Source organism: Enterobacter sp. BNK-16, from assembly GCF_048684955.1.
GTDB lineage: Bacteria > Pseudomonadota > Gammaproteobacteria > Enterobacterales > Enterobacteriaceae > Enterobacter > Enterobacter bugandensis.
On record NZ_JBLQTQ010000001.1, the window covers coordinates 3,836,732 to 3,854,012 of the forward strand.

Genomic DNA, 17,281 nt, shown 5'->3' on the forward strand with positions numbered 1-17,281 from the left:
CAAATGATTGCAAACTGATGCACATTATAATGTCTCTCAATTGAATACTCAGAGAAACTTAAATCAAGCAGTAAGGTACTTTCAGTTCACCTGAAATTAAGCATCAAACTCAGTCTAGGGAGCCAAAAAGGAAAGCTATGGCCGATTCATATGATTTAACACAACTTGACTCACACTCATTTGAACATTTAGTGAACTTTTTAGCATTAAAAGTTCTTGGTAATGGTATCACTGGTTTTGCTACTGGTGCCGACGGTGGCCGAGATGGGTACCTTCAGGGCAGAGCCCCCTACCCTACTGAAAAGGAAGCTTGGGAAGGGATTTGGTTCCTTCAATCCAAATTTCATAAACCACATTTAAGTAAAGATCCTCAAAAGTGGCTCATAAATGAAGTTAAGAAAGAAATCGAGCATTTTCAAAATGGAAATAGGATACAAAGACCAAATGTATGGATTATTGCTTCAAATATTGAACCCTCAGGCGTACCTGAGACGGGTGCTTATGATAGAATTAAAAAAATGGTATCCAAGCTAGACCCAAATATTAGCATTGATATTTGGGGAGGGCGTAGAATTATAGATTTTTTAGTTCACCACCCTGAAGCAGCCGCGAATTATGGACACTTTTTAACGCCTGGACATATCATTACAAAGCTTTATAAGGATTTAAACAAGCATGATAAAAATGTCAAAGAAATCATTAATCATTTCATTATCAATCAATTTCACGAACTAAGTTATACTAAACTCGAACAAGCAGGCTCCGGAAGCGACCAGAGGCCTAAAATATATGAATTATTTAGGGACCTGCCTGTAACATCATATAGTAAAGATAGTCATATGATAATGGATGCTTTAGTTTCAGCATCAAAAAACGTCCAAAAAAACTCCACATGGAATAATTTTGGCCATGGATGGAAAGAATGGTCAAGAAACCCTATACGTGCAAGAATCCTTCTATTAAAGGGTGGTCCAGGACAAGGTAAATCTACCGCCGGACAATATTTTGGTCAATTACAAAGAGCAGCATATATCCTCTCCGAAAACGGCCCGAATGTAACTCAACATTTGCATGAAATAGCTACTGAACTCAAAGAACAAGCAACTAAAGATGGCTACTGGCCTTCTGTCCCTCGCATACCGATATTTATTGAACTAAAAGACTTTGCAAATTGGTACTCTTCAAAGAATGAACATGATGCAAGAAATATTGTTGAATATCTGTGTGATAAAATAAGAATTAAAACCTCTAAGTTAGTCACTGCTGAAATGATGCATGAAGCATTTTGTTTATCAACTTGGTTTGCAAATTTTGACGGCCTTGATGAAGTCCCAAATGATTTGAAAGATCAAGTAGCAGATGAAATAATAACTTTTGCAAATGAATTAATACCACAACTTGATGCAGATTTTCTTATCCTTTGTACTACTCGACCTCAAGGATATTCAGGACAGTTCGAAAACCTTTACTCGGCGACTGTCACACTTACTCCACTACCACCTAAAATAGCCTTAGCGTGCGCATCTTCCGTTGTAAAGTTCAACAGGAGTGAAGATGAAGCTTCAGAATCAATTAAAATTCTTGAATATGCAATGGAGTCTGATCAAGTTCGAGAATTAATGACCACCCCCTTACAATCACATATTATGGCTGTTGTTGTAAGAGATGGGGGGAGACCTCCTGAAAAAAGATGGGAACTTTTTAACAACTTTTATAACGTAATGAAAAAAAGAGAAAGTCAGAAAAATTTCCCTGACATTCGTATATCAGCACTATTAAGAGATAGAGACCAGCTTTTAAAGTCAATACATGATCGGCTTGGTGTTTGTTTACATACTAAATCAGAAAATAGCAAAGGTGCTGAGGCAACATTTGAAAAAAGTGAATTCTATCATTTAGCCAAACAAACCACAGCTATGCAAATTGATGGTGATACGGACGATGTTGTAGATACTTTAATGGAAGCAACAACTGAAAGACTTGTTTTCGTCAACACACCTGAAAGCAATGAATCCGTCAGGTTTGACATCAGGCAATTGCAAGAGTTTTTTGCAGCAGAGTTTATTTATAGTGCTGTATCCAGTATTGAGCTCAGAAGAAGACTAGAAATTATTTGTGGAGATGCTCACTGGCGCGAGGTAGTACATTTTTTATTAAGCGCCTTAGCCCACAATAAGATATTAAATGAACTTTCCGTTGCAGTTCAAATTATTCAACAACTCGATGATGATTTAGAAAACCATAGAATAAAAACCTTTAAAAGAAGAATGGGGACCGGTTCACTATTAACGTTAAGGTTAGTCGAAGAAGGCGTACTTGAACAGGATAAGCGAATTAGATACCAATTTAATGGCACCTTATCGCCTTTATGGAACAACATTGACCAGGAAGTTCTTAATAGGATTACGCAAATTAGAAAAGAGCAATCCCGAACTTGGCTAATAAATAACATGGTCGAATCATTTATCGACTTTGATTATAGCGAACATGTTACACTCGGCTATCTCCTTGCTATGATGCTTCCATCCGAACATATTCGCATAGAGGAAGTGAAGCAGAGGTTATTATGTGCCCCTGACTACTACTTTGCAGCTACATTTGAGGTTGCTAATCCAGATGAATATGACAGTGAAAATGTGACCGTATATAAAAGCTGGTTTATTGAGTTAATCTGTAAATTAGTCATGTCACCAAATAAGTTTAAAATCAAGACACAATTTGAAATGATCAAGTTTTTGCTTAAAAACATAGACGTAATAAATAAAGAGCAAAATCCATCTCTCCCTAAAGAGTTACTTGATATACTTGAAATTTTAAACTCACATAAAAACCATGACAGACATGAAAAAGCAAAAAACATTAAGCATGACGATAAATATTGTTTTGTTGCGACTGTCAATCACGATAAAAATTGGAGATGCTCCGATAAAGATGAGAAAATAATGAGCATTCAATTATCTCAAGAAACAAACTCATCTCCATTAAACTTAATAAAGGCTACAATTAGGTTTGTTCAAATTGCATCTGTAGAAAATTACAGGGCTATACTGGAGCAGATTCGCACCAATGATTTTAATGATGAAATACTCCCATCAACTCTAAAAGCTTTAGTCCCCTTAAGCTTTAACACTGCTAACATCAAAGAGCATGTGGAATATTTAGAAAAATTGGATGATTTATCGTTAAAAGAGGTGATTACGAATGGTAAATCTGGCGACCTGGAAATAATAACTGCAATTGATTTCATTCGTCTCGATGAGACGCCATTTAATAAAGATGGTTGGATGCGCTTTTGTAAAGACTTTCCTAAATATGCAATGAATTTATGCTCTGGACCATTTTTAAACTTTCCGGCCATTCAAAAGGCTAAATCTGAGAATAGCAAAGAATTTTTCGAACCTATCATCAATATAGCAAGAGAGCATACAAATATATTCGCAGCATACCCTTTAATTTGGGGGGAGGTTTTTTTAGCTCATCCAGAACATGAGTCGGAAGTTCGTAAAAAACTAATAGAGACTCCGATACAAAACTCATCAAATAGGTTTAACATTATTACTAATAAAACGGTATTTATTAAAATTGATATTGAAAATGAAAAAAACCTATTGGTAAATTTCTCAAGAGCATTTTTGCAATATAGAATAGACAAATATATCGCACCTGACATTCATTACACCCCATCATCAGATAAGTCTGATGGAAACTTCCTTGCTGCAATAGGAATTTCTACTGACTTCCTGATATCCATTTTTACCAACCCCCATGAGAAAGATGAACTCAGGTCTGCGGCTATAATATGTTACTTAACGCAGCAATTCGAAAATAAAAATGTAATTATTAGCGAGTTCTTCGCACAAAAATACGATGTAGTGATAATCAATTTATTAAAATCTTGTAATCAAGAAAGATTAATTGATTCATTATACGTTTTTTTATACGATGTACAAACTTACGATTCAACTCTCATGGATTTCATAGGAAATATATCGATTATAACAAAGGAAGATCACCGTTCGAGAATTACGCTTCAGAATATTTATCAGAAATGGAGGGAACGCTCTTTCGCTCCAGTGCAAAAACATAATGTTCTGGAAAGTTGGTTAAGCTACACCTATTAAAAAACTATACTGCATGTCTCGTTAAGTAGGCATGCAGTCATAATTATACAATTCATAAAACTCTATTCTGATAGTATTAAACTTTTACGCTACGCTTTCATCAAAACAACAAAATAGACTCCACTCTCCCTCACTTGATTCCATATCCAAGTATTTAACTAAGCTCATTTTTTTTGTACATCTACGTTTTTGATTTTTTCCCCACAGTTATTGACAGGACTCCGAGGCGCGGCAATGCCGCTTTTTAAAGTCAAAGGCTCAACGGCCAAAAGCTTTGGAACGATGCGCCATTCGACTGTCCTGGTAACACGTACCAGCTCAGGACCCAAGTGCGGAGCGTAGATGCCCACGACTCTCTTTATATCCTCTTCGTAGGCGTTGACCTCATCAGTCACGTTACGAGCCACACGGACGGTCTGGTTATCGCGGGGAACATTTGCTCCACCCTGCGCTGAGATATACAGGTCAAATTCACCTTCATCCGCTGCAGCTCTGGTCGCTTCGACACGCTCATCGAATTCATCAGCAATGCTCACACCGCGTGGCAGTTTGCGCAGCTCGCGATATGCGCCCATCGTTGGCAGGCCAATAGATTTGAATTGCGGGATGCGCCACGTAGACGCCCATGCGGTTACAGCTGCGGCAGTATCAGTGAGAGGCTTGCCTGTGTCATGATCGACCTGGCCATCGAGCGCGTAACCATCGATATTCTTCGCAATGTATTTTGCGATGTAACCGGCTGCACCACCTTGATTGAGGTGCTTCGCTTCAAAGCGCTGTGCTGCAGCGCCCTTTTCATCGCCATCTTCTTTTAAGGCATAACGGTGCATGATTTCGGTGATGTGTTTGCGTTGCTCTGGTTTGCAAAAAAGCATCATGTGCCAGTGCGGCGTTCCGTCATGATGCGGCTCGACAACGCGCATCCCGTAGACTTGCAAATCGTTATCTTTAAAAGCTGTACGCATCAGGCTCCAGATTCGATACAAATACCGCTGTCCATCCTTCGGAGTAAAAGCGGTTTCATTCCAGCCGTGATTAAGTTGCGAGGCTGAGCCAGATACTTGCAGACTAAACCGCGAAGTGCTGTTGGTTGCTTCTGGATCACATTAAGTGTCATTACCGTCATAACCACAGCCCTCTATTTTTGACCAAGCGACGAAGCTTCTCGATAACACCCGTCTTACGGGTTCGGATGATGATGCCCTTGCGTCCGCGACCGTGAGTGATAGTGAAGTTGATCGGATGAGGGCTTTCTCTTCGAAGCAACTGTGCAATACAACGAGGTTCATTCTTCATACTGGCTCCCCTAATCCGAGCCACATCAGCCAACCGTCTCTAATTTCCTTCGGGCGGCTGTCATAGGCCATCTTCATGCCCTTGTTCCACGCTGGCAGGTAAACCCAATATTCCCCTGCGCGCCCACTCGTTGACTGCGGATCAGTCATCTCGACTACAGGCAGCTTGCCCTTCTCAATCATGCCTTTAACGGCTGCAGGTGTTTTACCAATAAGGCGCGCGAATTCCTGATATGGAACCGCATCTGTTCTACTTACAAGCTGGTTGTTCATCTGCTAAGATTCTCCTTTAGTGTGATTAATTGCTCTTAATGGGCTTTAATTGCTCTCACTAGATAACCCAATAAGAGCAAAACACCCTGATAGGGTCAACATTCTTCCATAGGAGTAACTATGTCAACCCCGGTATTTGAGAAGATAAAGCTGATTAGAGAATCAGAGAGATTAAACAAGAGACAATTCAGTGAGTTAACAGGGATAGCGTATAGCTCTCTTGCTGGTTATGAGTCCGGTGACAAGAAGCCCGGAGTTGAGCAAATCATGAAAATCCTGCAACACCCCCGGTTCACAAAGTACACGTTGTGGTTCATGGCCGATCAAATAACACCTGAAGCTGGGCAGATTGCACCGGCTCTCGCGCACTTTGGGCCACAGACAACCACATCACCCCACTCAGACCAGAAAACTGGCTAACTATTTACGGCGCTTATTTGTGCAGTAAATGCACAGTGAGTTTTTGCTATTTAAATCAGGATATTGAAGTACGCAGTAACATCATCGGGAGGCTTTATGTCTGTTAAAAAGCTCGATGATGGTCGATATGAAGTGGACATTAGACCGAGCGGGCGTAACGGAAAACGCATCCGTCGGAAGTTCGACAAGAAAAGCGAGGCGATGGCTTTTGAAAAGCATACTCAATATAACCATCACTCAAAGGAATGGCTTTCAAAACCAACGGACAAACGCCAATTGTCGGAACTGAAAGAGTTGTGGTGGAAGCTGAAAGGTAAACATGAGGAGCACGGTCAATCGTATCTCAGGAAAATTGAGCGTTTCGAAACGATGACCGGAAACCCGTGCGCTTTCCAGATCACCAAGAGCCTGATAACGCTATATTGTGCTCAACGCCGGGGTGAAGGTATTAAGCCAACTACCATCAACCGCGACCTGATCACGCTAGGTGGGATGTTCACAACCCTGATTGAGTCAGAACTGTATAACGGTGAGCATCCATTCAGGGGATTCAAAAAACTGAAAGAGCAGACAGCCGAAACTGGCTATCTCACACTTGAGGAAATTGACACCTTACTTGCTGCACTCTCAGGTGATAATCGTAAAATTGCGGTTTTGTGTTTGAGTACCGGAGCAAGATGGGGAGAAGCTGCGCGATTGAAGGCTGAGAATGTGATTCATAACCGGGTGTCTTTCGTTAAGACTAAAACCAACACACCGCGCACGGTCCCGATCTCTGACGACGTTGCGGCTTACGTAGTCGGCAAAACGCGAGGCTTTCTGTTTCCTGAGGCCAGTTATGCTGAATTCAGGCGAATCCTCAAAGAAGTTAAGTCCGACTTACCGGCGGGGCAAGCGACACATGCGCTACGACAATCTTTCGCCACGCACTTTATGATTAACGGGGGCAACATCATCACACTGCAGAGGATCTTAGGTCATACGAAAATTGCGCAGACAATGGTCTATGCGCACTTCGCTCCTCAGTACCTGCAGGACGCGATTTCGCTTAATCCGTTGAAGGGTGCTAATGGTGGTCAGAGTGTCCACAATGTGTCCACACACTAGCCGCTTTTCATGGCTTTTGACTGCTAGTAGTAAAACGTGAAGCCTTGTCTGGCGCGGCTTTCCAGCTACGCCAGACATTAAAAAGGCTCCCGCAGGAGCCTTTCTTCACATCAATGCAGTGACGCTAACCGCGCCGCAAACCCGACAAACAGCAGCCCTATCAGCCCGTTCCCCAGCTTTGCCAGTTTCTTTTTGGTTTTCAGATAACGCGTAACAAACGCCCCAGAGAAGATCAGGAAGCTCATGTACATAAAGCTAATCAGCTCAAGCGTGGTAGCGAGGATCAGGAAAGAGGTCCCGGTATTTTGCGCATTCACGTCGATAAACTGCACAAAGAACGAAACGTAGAACAGAATCGCTTTTGGATTGGTCAGGCTCAGGACGAGGGAGCGTTTCATGATCGTGCTGGCAGGCTCGGTTCCGCTCTCTTGAGTATTATTCTGACGTGTGATCACCGACCAGAGCATTTTTCCGCCCAACCACAGCAGATAGAAAGCCCCGAGATAGCGCACGATATTAAAGAGTACGGGGGTCGTCTGGATCAATGCCGCAACACCCGCCCAGGCCAGGAACATCAATACCGCATCACCGATAAACACGCCGGTCGCGGCAAGATACCCTTTTTTAACACCGTGACCGATCCCCGTTTTCAGCACAAACAGGGTGTTTGGCCCGGGAACCAGCACGATAAAAAATGCGCCAACAACATACGTCCAGAAATTCAGTACGCCAAACTCCGCAAACACCTCTCCCTCCTTTTGCTAAAAATAACCGGAATATCGCCGCAATAACGATATTCGCAAAATAAGACACAATATAATCAGCGGGCACCTTGCGGTGCCCTCATGGGTTTCAGATATCCTGGACTGCGAACAGCAACGCATTGCGGTGCCGGGTCAATCCACATTTTCTGATGGCGTGGATACGCATATTGCGGCGGGATTGTGCTTCCAGCCAACGAGCCTTGCGACGACTCACCTGTCGCAACATACGCCAGCGCCCTACTTCTGTTCTACTGCGCTTCATGTCTACAACTCTTTCTCAAACAGAGCCGCCATTATAAACCCAACCCGACAGCAAACCAGCGCTTTTACCTGGCGTTTTTATTTGCCAGATGAATCCTGATGCGTACACTCATAACAATACGCTTTCAAAAGGATTTTTTTATCTATGACAACCTTCTACACCGTGGTGAGTTGGCTGGTCATTCTGGGATACTGGCTGTTAATCGCGGGTGTGACGTTACGCATCCTGATGAAGCGCAGAGCCGTACCCTCTGCCATGGCCTGGCTTCTGATCATTTATATCCTCCCACTGGTGGGAATTATTGCCTATCTCTCTTTCGGTGAGCTTCATCTTGGTAAACGCCGTGCCGAGCGGGCGCGCGCAATGTGGCCTTCCACCGCGAAGTGGCTTAACGATCTCAAAGCCTGTAAACATATCTTTGCCGAGGAGAACAGCAGCGTCGCCTCCTCGCTGTTTAAGCTCTGCGAGCGCCGCCAGGGGATTGGCGGCGTTAAGGGCAATCAGCTCCAGCTTCTGACGTCGTCCGATGATGTCATGCAGGCGTTAATCCGCGATATTCAGCTGGCTCGCCATAATATTGAGATGGTGTTTTATATCTGGCAGCCCGGCGGCATGGCTGACCAGGTCGCTGAATCCCTGATGGCGGCCGCACGCAGGGGGATCCACTGCCGTCTGATGCTGGACTCCGCGGGCAGCGTGGCATTTTTCCGTAGCCCTTGGGCGGGCATGATGCGTAACGCCGGTATCGAGGTGGTTGAGGCACTGAAGGTGAATCTCCTGCGCGTGTTTCTGCGCCGAATGGACCTTCGCCAGCACCGTAAAATGGTCATGATCGATAACTATATTGCCTACACCGGCAGTATGAACATGGTTGACCCGCGCTTCTTTAAACAGGACTCCGGCGTCGGGCAATGGGTGGATCTGATGGCGCGAATGGAGGGGCCGATTGCCACCTCGATGGGCATCGTTTACTCCTGCGACTGGGAGATAGAGACCGGCAAGCGTATCCTGCCGCCACCGCCGGATGGCAATATTATGCCGTTTGAAGAGGCCAGCGGTCATACAATTCATACTATCGCCTCCGGACCAGGCTTCCCGGAGGACTTGATTCACCAGGCGCTGCTGACGGCAACCTACTCCGCGCGTGAATATCTGATCATGACGACGCCCTACTTTGTCCCCAGCGATGATCTGCTGCACGCGATTTGTACCGCAGCGCAGCGCGGCGTCGATGTCAGTATCATTCTGCCACGTAAAAATGACTCCCTTCTGGTGGGCTGGGCCAGCCGTGCCTTCTTTAGCGAACTGCTTGCCGCCGGGGTGAAAATTTACCAGTTTGAAGGCGGGCTCCTGCACACTAAGAGCGTGCTGGTCGACGGCGAATTAAGCCTGGTGGGCACGGTTAACCTTGATATGCGCAGCCTGTGGCTAAACTTTGAAATCACCCTGGTGATTGATGACGCCGGCTTTGGCGGTGACCTGGCGGCGGTTCAGGATGACTATATCTCCCGCTCGCGGCTGCTGGATGCCAGGCTGTGGGTAAAACGTCCGTTATGGCAGCGAATAGCTGAACGACTGTTTTACTTCTTTAGTCCGTTGCTGTAAAACGTGCCCAACGATGTTAAACAGGTAGTCATCATGGAAATGGATCTGAACAATCGCCTGACCGAAGACGAAACGCTCGAGCAGGCCTATGACATTTTTCTCGAACTGGCGGTTGATAACCTCGATCCCGCAGACGTGATCCTCTTTAATCTGCAGTTCGAAGAGCGCGGCGGTGCCGAATTGTTCGACCCTTCAGAGGACTGGGCCGAACATGTAGATTTCGACCTGAACCCTGACTTCTTTGCCGAAGTGGTTATTGGGCTGGCTGATGAAGACGGCGGTGAAATTAACGACATTTTTGCGCGCGTCCTGCTGTGTCGTGAGAAAGACCACAAGCTGTGCCACATACTCTGGCGCGAATAATAAAAAAGGCTGCGATAGCAGCCTTTTTTATTTAATCCGGCAACGCGCTTCCGCAGCGGTTGCAAAACCGCGCGCTGTGTTCATGATCGACCTGGTGGCAGTTCGGACATTTGCGCCGCTGTTTATGGTTCTGAAACGCGCTGCTCATGTGCGTGGTAATAAGCCCCGTCGGAATGGCAATTACCGAATACCCAATCAGAATCAGCACGGATGCCACAATCCGCCCCAGCGGCGTATGGGGCGTGATATCACCATAGCCCACGGTCGTAACGGTCACTATCGCCCAGTAGACGGACGCGTTGAGCGTCGTGAAGCCATATTTCGGCCCTTCAATCAAATACATCAGCGCGCCAAAAACAATCATGACGATGGCAATAAACGAATAGAACAGAATAAGCTGATGGCGTGCGCTGACGATCGCACTCCAGAATACGCGCAGCGACGGCATAAAGCGCAGTAACTTCAGAATACGCAAGACCCGAATAACGCGCATCGCTCGCCAGGCGAAAACATAGTTGAGGCTGATCTCCGGCCACAGCCACATCACATAGAGCGGCAGGATCGTCGCTAAATCAATAAAGCCCCAGAAGCTAAAGACGTACTTTGCCGGGTTGGGCCAGCAAACAACACGCAGAATATACTCAGCGGTAAAAACCAGGGTAATAATAAGTTCCAGCCAGACAAACGCATGCCATTCCTCAAATGTCAGGTGATATTGCGTCCCCACACCCGATTCAATAAAGATGACCACTACGCTCAGTAGCGCAAACAGCGCACACAGACCTTCAAAACGGCGTCCCGATACCGTTTCAGGATCGAATAAAAGATGATAGAGCCGCCGACGGGCTGAAGTGAATAAACGCGACACGGTAACCTCGCAAAAAAATAAGGGCTGACGTCATGTCAGCCCTTGCGATTATAGCGGGTCTACTTTCAGGCAGGAAACCGCATGTCGGAAACTGCCCTCCAGCACCGGTCGCGTTTTCGCGCATTCCGGCCCGGCCATCGGGCATCGCGTGCGGAACACGCAGCCCGACGGCGGATTGATCGGCGACGGCAATTCCCCTTCCAGAAGCTGAATCGTTTTATTCTTTTCCAGATCCGGATCGGGGATCGGCACAGCCGACATCAGCGCTTTGGTATAAGGGTGCAGCGGGTTGTGGTACACCTCGTCATAGGTTCCCAGTTCCACGGCATGGCCCAGATACATCACCAGCACGCGGTCGGAGATGTGTTTTACCACCGCCAGGTCGTGCGCAATGAAGATCAGCGACAGCCCCATTTCGCGCTGCAATTTCTGAAGCAGGTTAACCACCTGCGCCTGAATCGACACGTCCAGCGCGGAGACCGGTTCATCACAAATAATCAGTTTCGGCTCAAGGATAAGCGCACGCGCAATGCCAATACGCTGACACTGGCCGCCTGAAAATTCATGCGGGTAACGGTTAATGAGGTTAGGCAACAGCCCGACTTTGAGCATCATCGCCTTCACGCGGTCGCGGACTTCCTGACGCGGCATCTTTGGATGATAGGTGCGCAGCGGTTCGGCGATAATCTCACCGATGGTCATACGCGGGTTTAATGACGCCAGCGGATCCTGGAAAATCATCTGGATATCGCTGCGCACGTCGCGCCACTCGTCAGGCTTCATGCCCAGCAGATCTTTACCCAGCCAGGCCACTTTGCCGCCGGTGGCTTTCACCAGACCGATAATCGCACGCGCAAAGGTGGATTTACCGCAGCCGGATTCGCCCACCACGCCCAGGGTTTCCCCCTCATACAGACGCAAGGTGACGCCATCTACTGCTTTCAGGGTCTTCGGCGGCTGCCAGAACCACTGCTTGCCGTCTTTGATGTCGAAATGCACCTTGAGGTCGGCGATTTCGAGCAGCACGTTGCGTTTTTCATCTACTGCGTTCATACCAGCTCCTCCTGCGGCTTAAAGCAGGCGCGCAGACGGCCTGGGGCAAATTCTTCCAGCGGCGGCGCGCTGTTACAGATTTCCATCGCGTGCGGGCAGCGCGGCTGGAACGGACAGCCTTTCGGCAGTCGCAGCAGGTTTGGCGGGTTGCCCGGAATGGTGAGCAGGGATTCCCCTTCCGCATCAAGACGCGGCACCGCGTTCAGCAGGCCAATCGAGTACGGATGGGCTGGCTGATAGAACACGTCGCGCGCTTTGCCGTATTCCATGGTGCGCCCGGCGTACATCACCAGCACTTTGTCACAGATACCGGCAACCACGCCCAGATCGTGGGTGATCATGATAATCGCCGTGTTGAACTCACGCTTAAGCTCGTTCAGCAGGGTCATGATTTGCGCCTGCACGGTGACGTCCAGCGCGGTAGTCGGTTCATCGGCAATCAGCAGTTTTGGCCGGCACAGCAGCGCCATGGCAATCATCACGCGCTGACGCATACCGCCAGAGAACTCGTGCGGGAACATGCGCATGCGCTTGCGCGCTTCCGGCATTTTTACCGCATCCAGCATTTTAACGGATTCCTCAAAAGCTTCCGCTTTGCCCAGACCTTTGTGCAGCATCAGGACTTCCATCAGCTGCTCACCGACGCGCATATATGGGTTCAGGGAGGTCATCGGATCCTGGAAAATCATTGAGATCTGTTCGGCGCGAAGCTTGTTCAGCTCGAGCTCCGGCAGGTTAAGAATTTCGCGACCGTTGAATTTCGCCGAACCGCCAATCACGCCGTTAGCGGCCAGCAGGCCCATTAACGCAAATGCCGTCTGGGATTTTCCGGAGCCGGATTCACCCACGATCCCCAGCGTTTCCCCTTTGCTCAGGTTAAAGTTGAGATCGTTGACCGCAGTAACATCGCCGTCCGGGGTTTTAAAGGTCACGCGGAGGTCTTTAACATCCAGCAGAAGATTGCTTTGCTGCTGCGCCTGTGGCGCGGTGGCCGTTTCAATAATTGTCATGACGGCGCTCCTTAACGGTCTTTCGGGTCGAGGGCATCACGCAGGCCATCGCCGATAAAGTTAAAACAAAACAGGGTAACGACCAGGAAACCCGCCGGATAAAGCAGCAGCCACGGTGAAACTTCCATCGAGTTTGCGCCGTCGCTCAGCAGCGCACCCCAGCTGCTCAGTGGCTCCTGCGTGCCCAGCCCCAGGAAGCTGAGGAAGGATTCAAACAGAATCATGCTTGGCACCAGCAGTGAGGCATAGACCACCACCACGCCCAGCACGTTAGGCACAATATGACGAACCACGATATTACTGGTTGATACGCCCCCTACCTGCGCCGCTTCGATAAACTCTTTGCGTTTGAGGCTCAGCGTCTGGCCGCGCACGATACGCGCCATATCCAGCCAGGAAACCATCCCGATGGCCACGAAGATCAACAGGATGTTCTGGCCGAAGAAGGTCACCAGCAAAATCACGAAGAACATAAACGGGAAGGAGTTCAGGATTTCCAGGAGACGCATCATCACCGAGTCTACTTTGCCGCCAAGGTAGCCGGAAAGCGCGCCGTAAAGCGTCCCCACGATCACCGCCACCAGCGCGGCGGCGATACCGACCATCAGAGAAATACGGCCACCAATCGCCACGCGCACCAGCAAATCACGGCCGGATGAATCGGTACCGAAATAGTGGCCGGACTCCATATCAGGCGCGCTGGACATCATGCCCCAGTCAGTATCGAAATAGGTAAATTGCGACAGCATCGGCGCCAGGGTGACAAACAGCGCGATGATCACCAGCACAACCAGGCTGGCGACCGCCGCACGGTTATGCATAAAGCGACGGCGCGCGTCCTGCCAGAGGCTACGACCTTCTACTTCCAGTTTTTCACTGAAGTTTTCCAGCGCCTCGCTGTTTTTCTTACTCAACATCATGGCGTGCTCCAGCGTTAGTAACGAATTTTCGGGTCGATAACGGCATAAAGCACATCGACAACGGCGTTAAAGAGAATGGTCAGTGCGCCCACGAGGATCGTGAGGCTCAGAACGAGCGAGTAGTCACGGTTAAGCGCCCCGTTTACGAACAGTTGACCAATACCCGGCAGGCCGTAAATTGTTTCGATAACCATTGAACCCGTAATGATGCCGACGAATGCCGGTCCCATATAGGAGAGCACAGGCAGGAGCGCCGGCTTGAGCGCGTGGCGGAAGATGATCCGGCGCATCGGCAGCCCTTTCGCGCGCGCGGTGCGGATGAAGTTTGAGTGCAGCACTTCGATCATTGAACCACGGGTAATACGCGCGATACTGGCGATGTACGCCAGCGATAATGCCACCATCGGCAAAATCATGAACTTCAATGCCCCGCCGTTCCAGCCGCCCCCGGGCAGCCATTTCAGCGTGATGGCAAATATCATCACCAGCAATGGCGCGACAACGAAGCTGGGTATGACTACCCCGGTCATTGCCACCCCCATTACGGCATAATCCCATTTGGTATTTTGTCTGAGCGCGGCGATAACGCCTGCGGTGACCCCGAGAACGACGGCCAGAATGAATGCTGCAGCACCCAGTTTTGCCGAGACCGGGAAGCTGGAGGCCACCAGATCGTTAACGGAATAGTCTTTATATTTAAATGACGGTCCAAAATCACCGTGCGCCAGCTGCTTCAGATAGTTGAAGTATTGGGTGGTGATGGGATCGTTTAAGTGATACTTCGCCTCGATGTTGGCCATGACTTCTGGCGGCAACGTACGTTCACCGGTAAATGGACTTCCCGGCGCGAGACGCATCATAAAGAAGGAAATCGTAATTAGAATAAATAACGTTGGTATCGCTTCTAGACAGCGACGCAGGATAAATTTCAACATTGCCCGTACCTTCTGGCGTGTGCCTGATGAATGTTACAAAGTAGACACAGTGGGGCAAGCCAGGCTCGCCCCACGTATTGCCATTAATGCTTGATAATATAAAGATTCTTAACGGAAATATTATCCAACGGGTCTTTACCGGTATAACCCCCTACCCACGGTTTCACCAGACGGGCATTAACGTAGTAGTAAACCGGTACAATTGCAGAGTCTTTATCGAGCTGTTCTTCTGATTTCGCGTACAGCTCTGCGCGCTGCGCATCGTCAGAGACTTTCAGGGTTTCAGCGATGATCTTGTCAAACGCCGGGCTCTTATAGTGCGCCGTGTTGTTTGAACTGTCGCTGAGCATGGTGTTCAGGAATGATGTCGGTTCGTTATAGTCCGCACACCAGCCCGCACGCGCCACGTCGAAGGTCCCCTGATGACGCGTATCGAGGAAGGTTTTCCACTCCTGGTTTTCCAGCTTAACGTTCACGCCCAGGTTTTTCTTCCAGATAGACGCAACGGCAATCGCCAGTTTTTTATGCAGATCTGATGTGTTATACAGCAGGTTGAACGTCAGCGGCTTGTCTGCGGTGTATCCTGCTTCAGCCAGCAGTTTTTTCGCTTCTTCGTTACGTTTTTCCTGCGACCATTTGAACCACTCAGGCTCAACCAGTTTCATCCCATCGGTATACGGAGGCGTGTAGCTGTACGCCGGCAGATCGCCCTGGTTTTTCACTTTGTTCACGATGATATCGCGATCCAGTGCCAGCTTCAGCGCGGTACGAACGCGCACGTCGGTGAACGGTGCTTTCTGGTTGTTGATTTCGTAATAATAGGTGCACAGATATGGATCGACGTGAACTTCTTTCGGGATCTCTTTCTTCAGCTTCTGGAACAGTTCAATCGGCATGTTGTTATAGGTCATGTCGATTTCACCGCTGCGGTAGCGGTTAACGTCGGTCACTTCGGAAGAGATTGGCAGGTAGGTGACCTGATTAATCACAGTCTTCGCGTTATCCCAGTACTGCGGGTTACGCTCCAGCACCATACGTTCGTTGACCACCCAGTCTTTCAGCTTATAGGCGCCGTTGGTCACGATATTGGCAGGCTGCGTCCATTTTTCACCAAATTTTTCCACGGCGGATTTTGGTACCGGCGAGACGGATGGGTGAACGAGCAGCTTATAGAAGTACGGAACAGGTTCGCTCAACGTCACTTCAAAGGTATTAGCATCGATCGCCTTCACGCCCAGGTCGGTGACCGGCTTTTTACCGGCGATAATGTCATCGATATTGGCGATGTGGCCATACTGCAGATAGCTCGCATACGGAGAGGCGGTATTTGGATTCGCCAGGCGCTGCCAGCTATATACGAAATCTTCGGCGGTAACCGGTGTACCGTCGGACCATTTGGCATCTTTACGCAGATGGAAGGTCCAGACTTTGAAATCTTTGTTTTCCCACTTTTCTGCCACACCCGGTGCCGGGTGGCCGTCTACGTCAGTCACCAGCAGACCTTCGAACAGGTCGCGGTTAACGTTTGACTCAGGAACGCCTTCAATTTTATGCGGATCGAGAGACTGCACTTCCGCACCGTTGTTACGCACCAGCGTCTGTTTTTCCGCCAGTTGAACACCTGCAGGAACGTCCGCAGCCATTGCAGCGTTTCCCGCGATTAGCGCAGTTAAAATCCCCGCCGCTACCAGATTTTTTTTTGTGATGATGGACATTGTGTTGGTACTCCACTCATTATAATTACTGGCTTTCGCCAGCTGTCTAATCCCCTGTTGGGGCCTGTACAGCGCAGGAGTTTTTTTTGCTGCTGTCAGGTTCTTTTTTTACTGCTTGCTATCACCGACTTTTTTATTACTGACCGCTCGTATGGCCGTCTTGCGTCGATTCTTGCCAGGCCTCCCCTGTTTGAGACCTGTGCTGGATATCTGAGAAGAGGATTATATGAAAATAATTCTCATCTACTTGTTTTAGGCTGCAAAATAGTAGGCCGGAAAGTATCAAATGGCGTAAACACGCGCCAATACATTTTGCAAATTTGTTAAGCAATTCTCTTTTACGGCCCAGGTCGTATCGTCCTTCCCAGCCCTTGCCTACGTTGAGAACCCTAAAAAATACTTAAAATTCAAACCAATATGGAAGATTTTCCCTTCAGGCGCGTCGCTGTATTCTCATCGCGTAGTTTTGTACGAAAATTTAACAATTGATTATTATTTAGCACATTCATCTAACGAAATGTTGAAATTACTAATATCATTTCGGTTATCCCGCAGCAAGCCCAAGACTAT

General features: G+C 48.0%; 14 protein-coding genes and 1 pseudogene. 5 read left to right on the forward strand and 10 right to left on the reverse strand.

Annotated features, from left to right (window positions below; translation table 11 throughout):
- Positions 1-137 precede the first annotated feature (137 nt).
- Positions 138-4,121, forward strand: coding sequence for an NACHT domain-containing protein (locus tag ACMGGH_RS18520; RefSeq protein WP_232948360.1), 3,984 nt, complete (start codon positions 138-140; stop codon positions 4,119-4,121).
- A gap of 197 nt (positions 4,122-4,318) precedes the next feature.
- Here ACMGGH_RS18520 and ACMGGH_RS18525 read toward each other — a convergent pair.
- Positions 4,319-5,164 (reverse strand): annotated as a pseudogene (locus tag ACMGGH_RS18525) (replication endonuclease); the annotation flags it as partial.
- Between the two features lie 249 nt (positions 5,165-5,413).
- Complete coding sequence (locus tag ACMGGH_RS18530; protein WP_032667449.1) at positions 5,414-5,689, reverse strand: regulatory phage cox family protein; 276 nt, start codon at positions 5,687-5,689, stop codon at positions 5,414-5,416.
- A gap of 120 nt (positions 5,690-5,809) precedes the next feature.
- Here ACMGGH_RS18530 and ACMGGH_RS18535 point away from each other — a divergent pair, with 120 nt between their 5' ends.
- The gene (locus ACMGGH_RS18535) at positions 5,810-6,109 is read left to right on the forward strand and encodes a helix-turn-helix domain-containing protein (protein WP_062935724.1); all 300 of its coding nucleotides are present in this window, start codon (positions 5,810-5,812) and stop codon (positions 6,107-6,109) included.
- 96 nt (positions 6,110-6,205) lie between these two features.
- Positions 6,206-7,216, forward strand: a complete 1,011-nt coding sequence (locus tag ACMGGH_RS18540; RefSeq protein ID WP_420299193.1) for a phage integrase — start codon at positions 6,206-6,208, stop codon at positions 7,214-7,216.
- A gap of 110 nt (positions 7,217-7,326) precedes the next feature.
- Here ACMGGH_RS18540 and leuE read toward each other — a convergent pair whose 3' ends face one another.
- Positions 7,327-7,962 (reverse strand): leucine efflux protein LeuE, encoded by a 636-nt coding sequence (leuE, locus tag ACMGGH_RS18545; RefSeq protein WP_048999271.1) that lies wholly within the window; start codon positions 7,960-7,962, stop codon positions 7,327-7,329.
- 106 nt (positions 7,963-8,068) lie between these two features.
- Positions 8,069-8,242, reverse strand: a complete 174-nt coding sequence (locus ACMGGH_RS18550; protein WP_086379783.1) for a YciY family protein — start codon at positions 8,240-8,242, stop codon at positions 8,069-8,071.
- Positions 8,243-8,386: 144 nt separating this feature from the next.
- On the opposite strand from ACMGGH_RS18550, the gene cls reads away from it, so the two are divergent.
- Entirely contained in the window at positions 8,387-9,847 is a 1,461-nt protein-coding gene (cls, locus tag ACMGGH_RS18555; RefSeq protein ID WP_028013424.1) for a cardiolipin synthase, read from the forward strand.
- 33 nt (positions 9,848-9,880) lie between these two features.
- The gene (locus ACMGGH_RS18560) at positions 9,881-10,210 is read left to right on the forward strand and encodes an HI1450 family dsDNA-mimic protein (protein WP_006810881.1); all 330 of its coding nucleotides are present in this window, start codon (positions 9,881-9,883) and stop codon (positions 10,208-10,210) included.
- Positions 10,211-10,241: 31 nt separating this feature from the next.
- Here ACMGGH_RS18560 and ACMGGH_RS18565 read toward each other — a convergent pair whose 3' ends face one another.
- The 6 genes from ACMGGH_RS18565 to oppA all read right to left on the reverse strand — a co-directional run bounded on the left by ACMGGH_RS18565 (position 10,242) and on the right by oppA (position 16,711).
- Positions 10,242-11,078, reverse strand: coding sequence for an ion transporter (locus tag ACMGGH_RS18565; protein ID WP_028013425.1), 837 nt, complete (start codon positions 11,076-11,078; stop codon positions 10,242-10,244).
- A 48-nt stretch (positions 11,079-11,126) separates the two neighbouring features.
- Positions 11,127-12,131, reverse strand: a complete 1,005-nt coding sequence (oppF, locus tag ACMGGH_RS18570) for a murein tripeptide/oligopeptide ABC transporter ATP-binding protein OppF (RefSeq protein WP_041909608.1) — start codon at positions 12,129-12,131, stop codon at positions 11,127-11,129.
- The gene (locus tag ACMGGH_RS18575) at positions 12,128-13,141 is read right to left on the reverse strand and encodes an ABC transporter ATP-binding protein (RefSeq protein WP_028013427.1); all 1,014 of its coding nucleotides are present in this window, start codon (positions 13,139-13,141) and stop codon (positions 12,128-12,130) included. Before ACMGGH_RS18575 ends, oppF begins: the two co-directional genes overlap by 4 nt.
- Before the next feature lie 11 nt (positions 13,142-13,152).
- On the reverse strand, positions 13,153-14,061 hold the full coding sequence (gene oppC / locus ACMGGH_RS18580) for an oligopeptide ABC transporter permease OppC (RefSeq protein WP_028013428.1): 909 nt from the start codon (positions 14,059-14,061) through the stop codon (positions 13,153-13,155).
- A gap of 14 nt (positions 14,062-14,075) precedes the next feature.
- Positions 14,076-14,996: an oligopeptide ABC transporter permease OppB gene (oppB, locus tag ACMGGH_RS18585; RefSeq protein ID WP_028013429.1), complete on the reverse strand. Its 921-nt coding sequence runs from the start codon at positions 14,994-14,996 to the stop codon at positions 14,076-14,078.
- Positions 14,997-15,079: 83 nt separating this feature from the next.
- Positions 15,080-16,711, reverse strand: coding sequence for an oligopeptide ABC transporter substrate-binding protein OppA (gene oppA, locus ACMGGH_RS18590; protein ID WP_028013430.1), 1,632 nt, complete (start codon positions 16,709-16,711; stop codon positions 15,080-15,082).
- Positions 16,712-17,281 lie beyond the last annotated feature (570 nt).

Bases quoted from the DNA above. Each gene is read 5' to 3' on its own strand.
- ACMGGH_RS18575 (WP_028013427.1), bottom strand. From the start codon at position 13,141: ATGACAATTATTGAAACGGCCACCGCGCCACAGGCGCAGCAGCAAAGC.
- ACMGGH_RS18560 (WP_006810881.1), top strand. From the start codon at position 9,881: ATGGAAATGGATCTGAACAATCGCCTGACCGAAGACGAAACGCTCGAG.
- ACMGGH_RS18535 (WP_062935724.1), top strand. From the start codon at position 5,810: ATGTCAACCCCGGTATTTGAGAAGATAAAGCTGATTAGAGAATCAGAG.
- oppF (WP_041909608.1), bottom strand. From the start codon at position 12,131: ATGAACGCAGTAGATGAAAAACGCAACGTGCTGCTCGAAATCGCCGAC.
- oppA (WP_028013430.1), bottom strand. From the start codon at position 16,711: ATGTCCATCATCACAAAAAAAAATCTGGTAGCGGCGGGGATTTTAACT.
- oppB (WP_028013429.1), bottom strand. From the start codon at position 14,996: ATGTTGAAATTTATCCTGCGTCGCTGTCTAGAAGCGATACCAACGTTA.
- ACMGGH_RS18520 (WP_232948360.1), top strand. From the start codon at position 138: ATGGCCGATTCATATGATTTAACACAACTTGACTCACACTCATTTGAA.
- ACMGGH_RS18550 (WP_086379783.1), bottom strand. From the start codon at position 8,242: ATGAAGCGCAGTAGAACAGAAGTAGGGCGCTGGCGTATGTTGCGACAG.
- cls (WP_028013424.1), top strand. From the start codon at position 8,387: ATGACAACCTTCTACACCGTGGTGAGTTGGCTGGTCATTCTGGGATAC.
- ACMGGH_RS18540 (WP_420299193.1), top strand. From the start codon at position 6,206: ATGTCTGTTAAAAAGCTCGATGATGGTCGATATGAAGTGGACATTAGA.
- ACMGGH_RS18530 (WP_032667449.1), bottom strand. From the start codon at position 5,689: ATGAACAACCAGCTTGTAAGTAGAACAGATGCGGTTCCATATCAGGAA.
- oppC (WP_028013428.1), bottom strand. From the start codon at position 14,061: ATGATGTTGAGTAAGAAAAACAGCGAGGCGCTGGAAAACTTCAGTGAA.